Origin of the sequence: Thermus altitudinis (genome assembly GCF_022760835.1) — a bacterium.
GTDB classification, from domain to species: domain Bacteria; phylum Deinococcota; class Deinococci; order Deinococcales; family Thermaceae; genus Thermus; species Thermus altitudinis.
The window spans coordinates 63915-75631 of record NZ_JAKTNQ010000004.1; the positions used below are offsets into that span (position 1 = coordinate 63915).

An 11717-nucleotide genomic window follows, 5' to 3' on the forward strand; every position below is an offset into this window, starting at 1 on the left:
ACCTCCTCTTAGCCTTACGCTGGACAGGGTACCCGCTTCTTCTGGACCCTGTCAAGGGTCGCCGTACCTTGACCCCGGCTGCCCTTCATGAAAGAATCCCCTTCATAAGGAGGCCATGATGAAGGCGGTGGTCATGGAAGCTCGAGGCGGCCCAGAGGTTCTAAAAGTAGCCGAGATGCCTACCCCCGAGCCCGGCCCCAAAGAGGTGCGGATCCGGGTAAAGGCCGCAGCCCTCAACCACCTGGATATCTGGGTAAGAAAGGGGGTAGCCAGCCCCAAGCTTCCCCTACCCCACATCCTAGGAGCCGATGCCTCGGGGGTGGTGGATGCCGTGGGCCCCGGGGTAACCGGCTTTGCCCCCGGGGACGAGGTGGTGGTCAATCCTGGCCTCTCCTGTGGCCACTGCGAAAGGTGCCTGGCCGGGGAGGATAACCTTTGCGCCAAATACGAGATCCTGGGGGAGCACCGCTTTGGAGCCTACGCCGAGTACCTGGTGGTACCGGAGGTCAACCTTCTTAAAAAACCGCAAAACCTTTCCTTTGAAGAGGCCGCTGCCATCCCCCTCACCTTCCTTACCGCTTGGCAGATGGTGGTGGACAAACTCCAGGTGCGGCCCGGGGAGGATGTTTTGGTCATGGCCGCAGGTAGCGGGGTCAGCGTGGCCGCCATCCAGATCGCCAAGCTCTTCGGGGCCCGGGTTATCGCCACCGCCGGTTCGGAGAAAAAGCTGGGGAAGGCCAAGGAGCTGGGAGCCGACGAAACCGTAAACTACACCCATCCCGACTGGCCCAAAGAGGTGCGCCGTCTAACCGGCGGCAAAGGCGCCGACAAGGTGGTGGACCACACCGGGGCCCTTTACTTTGAAGGGGTGATCCGGGCCACGGCCAATGGGGGCAGGATCGCCATCGCCGGCGCTTCCTCGGGCTATGAGGGCACCCTTCCCTTCGCCCACGTCTTCTTCCGGCAGCTTTCCATCCTGGGCTCCACTATGGGCTCCAAAAGCCGCCTCTTCCCTATCTTGCGCTTTGTGGAGCAAGGCCAGCTCCGGCCCGTGCTGGGACAGGTGCTTCCCTTAGAGGAAGCGGCGGAGGGGCACCGGCTTCTTGAGGAACGGCGCATCTTTGGCAAAGTGGTGCTCCAGATGGGTTAGCCAAGGCGGAACCAAGGTCCTGCCTTAGGACCATAGGGAGAAGGTTATGGGATGGACCTAAGACCTTTGTCCCTTGCCGGAAGCCGCCCCCAAAGGGGTTTCCCTAAGGGTAGAATGCAGGGCGAGGTGAGGCCATGGAGCACACCGATGTGATCATCATTGGCGCAGGACCCGCTGGGCTTTTTGCAGGTTTTTACGTGGGGATGCGGGGGCTTTCCTTCCGCTTTGTGGATCCCTTGCCCGAACCCGGAGGACAGCTCTCCGCCCTCTATCCAGAAAAGTACATCTACGACGTAGCTGGCTTCCCCAAGGTGTACGCCAAAGACCTAGTCCAGGGCCTGGTGGAGCAGGTGGCTCCTTTTAACCCCATCTACAGCCTAGGGGAGCGGGCGGAAACCTTAGAAAAGGACGGGGATCTCTTCAAGGTGACCACCTCCCTCGGCAACACCTACAGCGCCAAAGCCGTCATCATCGCTGCCGGCGTAGGAGCCTTTGAACCCAGGCGTCTGGGAGCTCCAGGGGAGAAGGAGCTGGAAGGCAAGGGCGTCTATTATGCGGTGAGGAACAAGGCGGAGTTCCAGAACAAGCGGGTCCTGATCGTGGGGGGTGGGGATAGCGCCGTGGACTGGGCCTTGAACCTTCTGGGCACCGCCCGGGAGATCACCCTGATCCACCGGAGGCCCCAGTTCCGGGCCCACGAGGCCAGCGTGAGGGAGCTCTTGAAAGCCCACGAAGAAGGCCAGCTTAGGGTGCTTACCCCCTACGAGGTGCGGCGGATTGAGGGGAAGGAGCACGTGGAAAAGGCGGTGATCTTCCATAGCGCCACCCAAGAGGAAAAGGAGCTGGAGGTGGATGCGGTTTTGATCCTGGCGGGCTACCTCACCAAGCTAGGGCCCTTGGCCAACTGGGGGTTGGAGCTGGAAAAGAACAAGATCAAGGTGGACACCACCATGGCCACCAGCATCCCTGGAGTCTACGCCTGCGGGGACATCGTCACCTATCCGGGGAAACTCCCCCTCATTGTGCTGGGCTTCGGGGAAGCCGCCATCGCCGCCAACCACGCCGCCGCCTACGCCAACCCCGCCCTTAAGGTGAACCCCGGCCACTCCTCGGAGAAAGCGGAGGAGAAAACCCCCGCTTGATAAGCGGGTAAACCCACCCAGGGCCGTGGCTACCCCAGGGCCCTGGGTTGTTTTAAGATGGGGCATATGCGGGTTGCCCTTTTCATTGATGGCTCCTACATGTACCTGGCCACTAAACGGCTGGGTTGGAACGTGGACCACCGCCGGGTCCTCACCCAGTTCGCCACCCCCGAGCAGCTTTACAACGCTTTCTATTACGTCCCCATCACCGACCCTGAGGACGAGCGCCAGCAGCGCTTTATAGACGCCCTGGTCTTCATGGGCTACACGGTGCGAAGCCGCCTGGTGCGGGGGGACGCCCGGTTTGAAGCCATGATGGCCACGGATCTCCTCACTACTGCTCCCCGCTGGGACCGGGCCATCGTGGCCAGCGGCTCGGGAGACCTGGCCCATACCTTTGCCGCCCTTAGGGCCTTGGGAAAGGAGATCCATCTTCTGGGCGTCCACGAGCTGGCCGACCTCGAGCTCCGCAACCAGGCAGACCGCTTCCTCAACCTCCCGGAGTGGCGGGAGGTCTTGGAGAGAACCCTGGGGGGCCGCCGCACCTACGCCGGCTATCCGGTGGAGGCCACGGTGGAAGTCCCGCCCGCTCCCGTGAACGACCCCCAGCCCTAGCCCATGCCCCCGGGCCCCTGGCTTGTGCTGGCGTTAGCGGGCCTGCTTTTCCTGTTGCTCCCCATTCCCCCTTCCGCACCTCCCTCCCCTAGCCTGCGGGACCTCCTCCCCTACCCCCCACGGCAAAGGGAGGCCTTGGCTGGCCTTCACCTGGCGTTGAAGGCCAGCCTGCATCAGCTTCTGGGAAAAGAGGCGGCCCGGGCCTATGACCGGCTAATGCGCCTCGAGCTTAAGAACCAACGCACCGGTAAGCGCGCCGCCTTTTCCGATGGCCAAAGCGCCCTTCTGGCAGCCAAGCGCTGGGTGGAGGCCATCGGCCAGGCCCGACGAGGCCATAGGGTGAGCCTGGAGGGGCTGCCCACCGCTCCCCACCACGTCCTTCCCTATGCCCGGGAGATCCGCGCCGCCGCCTTTGCCCTAGGGCTCCCCTCCGGGGTGCTGGCGGCCATCGTGGACAACGAGCAGTACGGGGGGGACAAGGCCTTGGGGCTTTCCCGCGGGGTGCGGGAAGCAGCCGATGGGCTAGCCCAAGGCCTGGCCGAAGTCCAAGGCCACGCTCCTCTAAGCCGTACCCTGGGCCTGGCCCAGATGAGCTGGGAGGATGCCCTAAAGCAGGGGGACCGCCTGCGGCTTTTTGGGGCCTGGGACCCCGCTAGGCCCTTCCCCAAGACGGAGGCCGAGGCCAGGAAGGCCCTCGAGGACCCCTACCTAAACCTCCTCTTCACCGCAAGCCGCCTCCGGGGGTACTTCAACGCCCTCCTAGGCCTTCCCAAAGAGGACACCCGCCCCCTGGAGGATCCCTGGCTCTACTACCTGGGCCCCGCCTGGCACAACTACCCTCTTAGGGCCCAGAACCTGGAAACCTGGGAGGATAGCTTCCACGGTTTCTTCAAAGGCCTCCTCTACCAAGTGGTCCTGGAAGGGCGTTGGCACTTAGAGGGCCGCGCCCTCCTCCCCATTAGAGCCTGGGGGCCCGGGAATCAGGACCCCAGGCCCAGCCCCCTACCCAGCCTTACCCCCTAGATCCGCTCCAACCACGGAAGGGGTTCCCCCGGAGGCAAAACCGGCCAGCGGCCTTCTTCCATGTGGCGAAAGATGGCCAACACCGCCTTTTCCGCCTCTTCCACCCAAACCCTGGGATAGAGGGAGCGCTTTGCCTGGAACTCCTCCCGGTCAAAGACCTCACAGGTGTGGTCGGCCCGGCACTTCACATCCAGCTCGAGGTCATACTGGGAAAAGCCCCGTCCCGTCCACTCCGCTGGGGTTTGCACATTCCAGTAGTACTCCAAAACCCGCCCCTCCCGCACGTCCGGCCCCCCGGAGTACCAGGCCCCTGGGAAAAAGGCCACGTAGGCGTCGTGGTCCAGCACCACCCTCCTACCCTTGGCCACATGGTGGAAGGTTTCCCCTTGGGGCAAAAGGGTGAGGACCCCTTCGGGGCGCACCTCCACCACCCGGGCCTCCCAGAAGTAGTGCAGGCTATTTCCCGGGAACTTGTAAAACTCCACCCGCACGAGGGCCCCGGGAGCAACCGGCCAGGGCAAGGCCCCCATTCCCCAAACCCCAAGGGCCCGGTGGTTTACTTCTTGGTGCTAATGCCCAGGACCTTGTAAAGGGCGCAGAAGCCGGTAACCGCCGTGAAGAGGAGGACCACCGCCACAATGCCCAGAATCCAGTTCCATGGGGATGCCGACTGGAAGGCGAAGTAGAAGAGGACAAGGGCCAGGATAAACCGGATCACCCTATCGGTGGTGCTCTCGTTCACCGTCATGGTTCACCTCCGCTTCCACCCTACACCTCCGGGCCCCGGATATCTAGCCCTACCCCACCTGCTATGCTAATATAGCCTTCTGGCGGGGGCCGTTAGCTCAATCGGTCAGAGCGGCCGGCTCATAACCGGACGGTTGCAGGTTCGAGTCCTGCACGGCCCACCAAAATCCCTTAAAACTGCCGTGGAACTAAGGCGGTGGAAAGCGTCTTACGAACGAAACACAAGTATCAAACCTAAATACATGTAGGAGAGGAGACCGGAGACGATTCCCTTTTATAGAACCTCCTTCTAGAATGTAGCTGTGCAGACCCTTACTCTCCGTTGTACCCTAAGGCCCACCCCCGAACAGGTGAGGGCCTTAGAAGCTACCGTAGAGCTGTTCGCCGAGGGTTGCAACCATGCCCTGCGGGTGGCCAAGGAGAGAGGGGAGTTCCGCCGGTTTAGGCTGCACCATCTTGTCTATAGGGACCTCCGTGCCTTGGGGCTCAGCGCTAACCTGGCAGTACAGGTTATTGCTAGGGTGGGACGCAGGAAGGGAAGCCGGGCCAAGTTTTACAGGCCCACCTCCTGCACCTTTGACCAACGCACTCTTTCCCTGCGCCTGAAAGATGAAACCATTTCCCTAACTACGGTACGTGGCCGCATGCTTATCCTCATGAAGCTGGGCAACTACCAACGGGAGTTGTTGAACCGGGCCAAAAGCATCCAAGGTGGGGTACTCACTAAGGGAGCAAAGGGTAAGTGGTACATCCACCTCCACCTGCGGGTGGAGACTCCAGAGCCTCTTGGCGGTGGAGGAAAAGTGGTGGGAGTGGACCTGGGGCAAAAAGCCTTGGCCACCCTCTCCACTGGGTTGCAGTTCTCCGGCGGACCCCTTAGGGGTAAGCGTCTGCACTACCTGAGAAAACGGGCCGAAGTCCGGTCCAAACTGGACCGGCCTTCTGAACGCACCAAAGGCCTTAAACACCTTTGGGAACGGCTTAGGGGAAGGGAGGCCCGTTTCGTAAACCACACCCTACACACCCTGGCTAAGCGGATCGTGGACAGCCTGGAACCTGGGGATACCCTGGCCATTGAAGATCTGACCGGGCTCAAGGACCATACTACCAAGAGGGGGAAGAGGGAAAGATACCTCCATAATCTCTGGCCCTACGCCCGTTTTCGCTTCTTTGTTGAGTATAAAGCGGCTCTCAAGGGAATCAAGGTGGTGGCGGTGGACCCCCACCACACCTCCCAGGAGTGTCCCCGGTGTGGCCACGTTGCCAAGGAAAATCGGCGTAGCCAGGCCCTTTTCCGCTGCACGGCGTGCGGGTTTCAGCATAATGCGGATTGGGTGGCTGCCCATAACATTGCCCGGAGAGCTGGCTCGATGGGCATGGGCCGTTGTAAACCGGCCCGGATTCTGAGGGTGTCTTCTTTCCATCATCTCCCCTTGGAAAGCCTCCGCCTTTAGGTGTGGGGTGGTTTACAACCGGTTGGCTGTGGGTTCGAGTCCCACACGGCCCACCAGCTCCAGGACGGCAAAACCCCCGCCCCCCTGCGGGGGCGGGGAAGCTTTTGGTACGGCAACCCTTCTGGCAGAATCAAAGCATGGACGCCCTGGAAGCCTTCCAAGCCCTGGATTTGCGCGTGGGCCGTATTCTTAAGGCCGAGCCCCACGAGAAAGCCCGCAAGCCCAGCTATAAGCTTTGGATAGACCTGGGTCCTTTGGGCATCAAGCAAAGTTCCGCCCAGATCACGGAACTCTACCGCCCGGAAGACCTCTTGGGCCGCTTGGTGGTGTGCGCGGTGAACCTAGGTACCCGCCTCATCGCCGGGTTTCCCTCGGAGGTCCTGGTCCTGGGGGCCAAGGACGGGGAGGGCCGGGTGGTCCTCCTCACCGTGGAGCGGGAGGTGCCCCTAGGGGAGAAGGTCTTCTAACGGGTCCGGGTCACCTTGGTGAGGTGCCGGGGCCGGTCCGGGTCCAGGCCCCGGGCCCGGGCCAAGGCCTCCGCCTTGGGGTAGAAGGCCTGGGCTAGGAGAAGAGGGGTGGTTTCGGGCTCAGAGCCCACAGGAAGCGCCAGGGGGGAATCCGCCAAGGCTAGGGCGTCGGGTTCAGGGGAGAGGACGAGAAGATGAGCTCCTTTAGCCCTTAGCCCCTCCAGGATGGCAAGAAGGGTATCCGAGGCCTCATCCTTTTGCACCAGGGCCAGCACAGGAAAGCCGGGCTCCAATAGCGCCTGGGGCCCATGCAGAAACTCCGCCGCCGAAAGCCCCTCCGCATGAAGCCCCGCCACCTCCTTGAGCTTCAAGGCCGCCTCGAGGGCCACGGGATAGGTGAACCCCCGCCCCAGGACGAAAAGGTTTTCTCCATCCTCCAGGTAATCCAGCTCCCCCGAGGTTTCCAAGGCCCGGTGCAAGGCCTCGGGTAAGGTGGGAAGGACCTGGCGCAGGCGGGATTCCTCCACCAGGTGGGCCAGGAGGTGAAGGGTGGCGGCCAGCATGGCGAGAAAGCTCTTGGTGGCGGCCACCGCCCTCTCCTCCCCGGCATGGAGGGGAAGGACCACCTCCGCCATTCGGGCCAGGGGGCTCTCCTCCCGGTTCACCAGGGCCACCGTGAGGACACCCTGCGCCCGGTAGGCGGCCACGGCCTCTAGGAGATCCGGGCTCTCCCCGCTTTGGCTGTAGGCCAGAAGGAGCGAAGGAAAGGGCACCCGGGGCCGGGCCCGGTAGAGGGTGAGGACCGAAGGGGCCAAGGAGAGGACCGGCCATTCCAGGCGGGCCTCGAGGAGGTACTTGGCCAAAAGGGCCGCGTGGTCGGAACTGCCCCGGGCCACGGTAAGGGTAAGGCTCGGTGGGCGCTTCCTCAGGAAGCGGGCCAGGCCCTGCACCTCACCCTCGTTCTCCCGAAGGAGACGCTCTATGACCTTAGGAGCCTCCTCCGCCTCGGCGCGCATCCAAGAGGCCATGAGTCCACTATAGGCCACGGGAAGCACCCCCCGGCCACCTGGTCCTTGCCAGAGGGTAGTGGTATACTTCCACGGATGGACCGCATCGTCATCCGGGGGGCACGGGAGCACAACCTCAAGAACATCAGCCTGGAGCTCCCGCGGGGCAAGTTCATCGTCATCACTGGGGTTTCCGGCTCGGGCAAGAGCACCCTGGCCTTTGACACCATCTACGCGGAAGGGCAACGGCGCTATGTGGAAAGCCTCTCCAGCTACGCCCGCCAGTTCTTGGGGGTCATGGACAAGCCCGAGGTGGAAAGCATAGAGGGCCTTTCCCCGGCCATCTCCATTGATCAAAAGACCACCAGCCACAACCCCCGCTCCACCGTGGGCACGGTGACGGAGATCCACGACTACCTCCGCCTCCTCTATGCCCGCATCGGCACCGCCTACTGCCCGGAATGCGGCCGCCCCATTGAGAAGCAGTCCGCCAGCGAGATCACCGACCGCCTCCTGCAAAAACCCCCGGGCACCCGGGCCATCCTCATGGCGCCCGTGGTGCGGGGAAGAAAGGGGGAATACCGCAAGCTTTTCCAGCAACTCCTGAAGGAAGGCTACGCCCGGGTGCGGGTGGACGGGGTCATCTACCTCCTGGAGGAGGCCCAGAACCTCAATCTGGAAAAGTACGAGAAGCACGATATAGACCTGGTGGTGGACCGGGTGGCCCTTAAGGAGGAGGAACGCCCCCGCATCGCCGAGGCGGTGGAGCTGGCCCTTCTTAGGGGCGAGGGGCTTTTGCGGGTCCTGTACCCGGATAGTGGCCAAGAGGAGCTTTACTCGGAAAAGTTCGCCTGCCCCGAGCATGGGAGCGTCCTGGAGGAGCTGGAGCCCCGCATCTTTTCCTTCAACGCCCCCTACGGGGCCTGCCCCGCCTGCTCGGGCCTGGGCTACAAGCAGGAGTTTGACCCCGAGCTCATCGTCAACCCCGAGCTCTCCCTGGCCGAGGGGGCCATCCTGCCTTGGGCCCGGGGTAGGGACACGGGGCGAAGTTACCTCTGGGACCGGCTTCGGGCCCTGGCGGAACACCTGGGCTTTGACCTCAAAACCCCCTTCAAGGACCTGCCGGAGGAGGCCAAACAGGCGGTGCTCTACGGCCTCCCCGAGCCCTTTGAGGTGGTCTTCCGCCGGGGAGGGAAGGAAACCTTCCGGGTGGAGGTCCACTACGAGGGGGTGATCCCCTGGTTGCAGAAGCGCTACCAGGAGGCGGAATCCGAAGGGGTCAAGGAGGTGCTGGAAGGGTTTATGTCGCAAAAGCCCTGCCCGGTCTGCGGCGGCACCCGCTACAAGAAGGAGGTGCTCTCCGTGAAGGTGGCGGGCAAAAACATCGCCGAGGTTTCGGCCCTGCCGGTTCGCGAGGCCCTGGAGTTTTTCCGGGACCTCGAGGCCCATCTCCCCCCCTTCCAGGCCCAGATCGCCCGCCCCATCCTGCGGGAGATCGTGGAAAGGCTGGGGTTTTTGGTGGGGGTAGGGCTGGACTACCTCACCCTGGACCGCGCCGCCAACACCCTCTCCGGAGGGGAGGCCCAGCGGATCCGCCTGGCCACCCAGGTGGGTAGCGGCCTCACCGGGGTGCTCTATGTCCTGGACGAGCCCAGCATCGGCCTGCACCCCAAGGACAACCAGCGCCTCATCGCCACCTTGAAGCGCTTACAGGGCCTCGGCAACACCCTGATCGTGGTGGAGCACGACGAGGAGACCATGCGGGCCGCGGACTGGATCGTGGACATGGGGCCGGGGGCCGGCATCCACGGGGGGGAGGTGGTGGCCCAAGGCCCCTTGGAGGAGATTCTCCGAAGCCCCCAAAGCCTCACCGGGGCCTACCTAAGGGGAGAGAAGAAAATCCCCGTGCCCAAGGAGCGCCGGAAGGGCAACGGCAAGTGGCTGGTGCTAAGGGGAGCCCGGGAGCACAACCTGAAAGGGGTCACCCTACGCATCCCCTTGGGCCGCTTCGTGGCGGTAACGGGGCCTTCGGGCTCGGGCAAGAGCACCCTGATCCACGATGTCCTCTACGCCGCCTTGGCGCAAAGGCTCATGCGGGCCAAGACCACCCCGGGGGCCTTTGAGGCCCTGGAGGGCCTCGAGCACCTGGACAAGGTCATTGAAATAGACCAGTCCCCCATCGGCCGCACCCCCCGCTCCAACCCCGCCACCTACACCGGAATCTTTGACGAGATCCGCGACCTCTTCGCCAAAACCCCCGAGGCCAGGAAACGGGGCTACGGCCCAGGCCGCTTCTCCTTCAACGTGAAAGGGGGGCGGTGCGAGGCCTGCGGGGGCGACGGCACGGTGAAGATCGAGATGCTCTTTTTGCCCGACCTCTACGTGCCCTGCGAGGTGTGTAAGGGCAAGCGCTACAACAAGGAGACCCTGGAGGTGAAGCTCCGGGGCAAGAGCATCGCTGACGTCCTGGACATGACCGCCGAGGAAGCCCTGGACTTTTTCCAGCACGTCCCCACCATCGCCCGCAAGCTCCAGCTCATGGTGGACGTGGGCCTGGGGTACATGCGCCTGGGCCAGCCCTCCCCCACCCTTTCCGGCGGGGAGGCCCAACGGATCAAGCTGGCCACGGAGCTGGGCCGCAAGGCCACGGGCCGCACCCTCTACATCCTGGACGAGCCCACCACCGGCCTTCACTTTGACGACGTGGCCAAGCTCCTGGACGTGCTCCACCGCCTGGTGGACGCCGGCAACACCGTGGTGGTCATTGAGCATAACTTGGACGTGGTGAAGACCGCGGACTGGGTCATTGACCTGGGCCCCGAGGGAGGGGACCGGGGAGGGGAGATCGTGGCCGAGGGCACCCCGGAGGAGGTAGCCCTTTCGGGAAGCCCCACGGGGCTCTTCCTGGCCCGGATCCCCGAGATCGCCGAAAGGCTAAAGGTGGCGGCGGACTAGGCCTTGGCCTTGGCGGATTTCCTGGAAACCGGGGCAGGTTGGCTGCGGGCCAGGATCCCCTCCAGGGCCAAGGACAGGGATTTGTCCAGCTCTTCCGCGAAATCCCGATTAGGGGTATAGGCCGCCCAGCGCAAGGCGGCTAGGAAGTAAAGGTCAGCCAAGGTACGGCCCATGCGCTCCAAGGAAAGGTCCTGGCGCACCACCCCCTTCTCCTTTAGGGGCTTCAACACCTCCGCGATCAGATCGCCCAAAGGCAGGGCCATAAAGGCCGCCTTGGCCCGGATGGGGTCAGGGTTTAATAGCTCGTAAAGAAGAGGCAGAAGAAGGTCCTTCTCCGCTTGGGTAAAACCCGCAAGCCTCTGGAAAAGGAAGCGCAGAAGGGCTAGAGGGTCTTCCCCTTGGGCCAGCCCACGCCTAACCTGCTCCCGAAGGTCCGCCAACAGGAGGCTTCCGTACTCCAGGAGCACCGCCTCCTTGTAGGGGTAGTAGTTGAAGAAGGTACCCCGGGACACGTGGGCGGCCTTGGCGATATCCGTGGCGGTAGTCTCTTGGAAACCCTGCTGGCGAAAAAGGGCCATGGCCGCCTGGAAGATGCGCTCCCGACGGCGCTTTTTCTGATACTCCCTTACGGTCATGAAAGCAGTGTACTCCTGCCCAAACTTAAAGTTCAATCACCTTTTGGGCCCAGTCCGCTAAGGCCTGGAGGAGGGTCAGGCCTCCTAGGGTGGAATACACCTTCGCCTCCCGGTGGAAGGAGCCCTCCCCCACCTGGTACCCCTGCCTAACCAGGGACCGGGCCACCTCCCCCGGGGCCACCACCCGGGTAGGAAGCCTCCCCACCTCGGCCAGGAAAAGGTGGGCGTTAAAGCCTAAAAACACCGCCTCCAAACCCTCCCAGATCTCCTCCAAAAAGGCCAGGTAGGTGGGGTCTTGGGCCATGCGGCCGGGCCTCCTAGCCCCGGGGATGAAGAGGGCCCTAGGAGGAGGGGCTGCGGGAAAGGCGTAGGTGGGGGTCCAGACGGATCCCGCCAGGGCTGGGGTTCCCTTCCGCCCCTTGGCCACGGTGTAGGCGGGGTATTCCAAGCGCCGGGCCGCCTCCAGGGCTAAGGCCGCCTCCAGCTCGGAAAACTCGGGGAGGAGGAGGATGGCCAGCACGT

At 63.4% G+C, this 11717-nt stretch carries 11 protein-coding genes, 2 tRNA genes and 1 pseudogene; 9 read left to right on the forward strand and 5 right to left on the reverse strand.

The genetic code is table 11. The annotated features are described in order from the left end of the window. The first annotated feature begins 118 nt into the window (after nt 1–118). The 4 genes from L0D16_RS02715 to L0D16_RS02730 all read left to right on the forward strand — a co-directional run bounded on the left by L0D16_RS02715 (nt 119) and on the right by L0D16_RS02730 (nt 3930). Nucleotides 119–1150, forward strand: coding sequence for a zinc-binding dehydrogenase (locus tag L0D16_RS02715; RefSeq protein WP_243029914.1), 1032 nt, complete (start codon nt 119–121; stop codon nt 1148–1150). A gap of 134 nt (nt 1151–1284) precedes the next feature. Beyond that, nucleotides 1285–2292, forward strand: a complete 1008-nt coding sequence (locus tag L0D16_RS02720; protein WP_243029853.1) for an NAD(P)/FAD-dependent oxidoreductase — start codon at nt 1285–1287, stop codon at nt 2290–2292. A gap of 66 nt (nt 2293–2358) precedes the next feature. Then, complete coding sequence (locus L0D16_RS02725; RefSeq protein ID WP_243029855.1) at nt 2359–2907, forward strand: LabA-like NYN domain-containing protein; 549 nt, start codon at nt 2359–2361, stop codon at nt 2905–2907. Between the two features lie 3 nt (nt 2908–2910). Then, nucleotides 2911–3930 (forward strand): hypothetical protein, encoded by a 1020-nt coding sequence (locus L0D16_RS02730; RefSeq protein ID WP_243029856.1) that lies wholly within the window; start codon nt 2911–2913, stop codon nt 3928–3930. Here the strand turns inward: L0D16_RS02730 and L0D16_RS02735 are convergent. Both L0D16_RS02735 and L0D16_RS02740 read right to left on the reverse strand, forming a co-directional pair. Continuing rightward, nucleotides 3927–4460, reverse strand: coding sequence for a ribonuclease FAU-1 family protein (locus L0D16_RS02735; protein WP_243029858.1), 534 nt, complete (start codon nt 4458–4460; stop codon nt 3927–3929). The two genes, L0D16_RS02730 and L0D16_RS02735, sit on opposite strands and share 4 nt — an antisense overlap. Before the next feature lie 26 nt (nt 4461–4486). Further along, nucleotides 4487–4678: a YgaP family membrane protein gene (locus tag L0D16_RS02740; RefSeq protein ID WP_243029860.1), complete on the reverse strand. Its 192-nt coding sequence runs from the start codon at nt 4676–4678 to the stop codon at nt 4487–4489. An 86-nt stretch (nt 4679–4764) separates the two neighbouring features. Here L0D16_RS02740 and L0D16_RS02745 point away from each other — a divergent pair. The 4 genes and pseudogenes from L0D16_RS02745 to L0D16_RS02760 all read left to right on the forward strand — a co-directional run bounded on the left by L0D16_RS02745 (nt 4765) and on the right by L0D16_RS02760 (nt 6598). Then, nucleotides 4765–4841, forward strand: a tRNA-Ile gene (locus L0D16_RS02745). A 357-nt stretch (nt 4842–5198) separates the two neighbouring features. After that, nucleotides 5199–5978: pseudogene (locus L0D16_RS02750) on the forward strand (RNA-guided endonuclease InsQ/TnpB family protein); the annotation flags it as partial. Nucleotides 5979–6055: 77 nt separating this feature from the next. Next, nucleotides 6056–6187 (forward strand) — tRNA-OTHER (locus L0D16_RS02755). An 81-nt stretch (nt 6188–6268) separates the two neighbouring features. Beyond that, a complete protein-coding gene (locus L0D16_RS02760) occupies nt 6269–6598 on the forward strand; it encodes a tRNA-binding protein (RefSeq protein WP_243027725.1) in 330 nt (109 codons plus the stop codon). Here L0D16_RS02760 and L0D16_RS02765 read toward each other — a convergent pair. Beyond that, the gene (locus L0D16_RS02765; protein WP_243029862.1) at nt 6595–7626 is read right to left on the reverse strand and encodes an SIS domain-containing protein; all 1032 of its coding nucleotides are present in this window, start codon (nt 7624–7626) and stop codon (nt 6595–6597) included. The genes L0D16_RS02760 and L0D16_RS02765 overlap by 4 nt on opposite strands. Nucleotides 7627–7701: 75 nt before the next feature. Here L0D16_RS02765 and uvrA point away from each other — a divergent pair, with 75 nt between their 5' ends. Then, nucleotides 7702–10560, forward strand: coding sequence for an excinuclease ABC subunit UvrA (gene uvrA, locus L0D16_RS02770; RefSeq protein ID WP_243029864.1), 2859 nt, complete (start codon nt 7702–7704; stop codon nt 10558–10560). Here the strand turns inward: uvrA and L0D16_RS02775 are convergent. Together L0D16_RS02775 and L0D16_RS02780 are read right to left on the reverse strand one after the other, a co-directional pair. Continuing rightward, complete coding sequence (locus tag L0D16_RS02775; protein WP_243029866.1) at nt 10557–11195, reverse strand: TetR/AcrR family transcriptional regulator; 639 nt, start codon at nt 11193–11195, stop codon at nt 10557–10559. The genes uvrA and L0D16_RS02775 overlap by 4 nt on opposite strands. Nucleotides 11196–11220: 25 nt before the next feature. Continuing rightward, nucleotides 11221–11715: a hypothetical protein gene (locus L0D16_RS02780; protein WP_243029867.1), complete on the reverse strand. Its 495-nt coding sequence runs from the start codon at nt 11713–11715 to the stop codon at nt 11221–11223. Between the last annotated feature and the right edge of the window lie 2 nt (nt 11716–11717).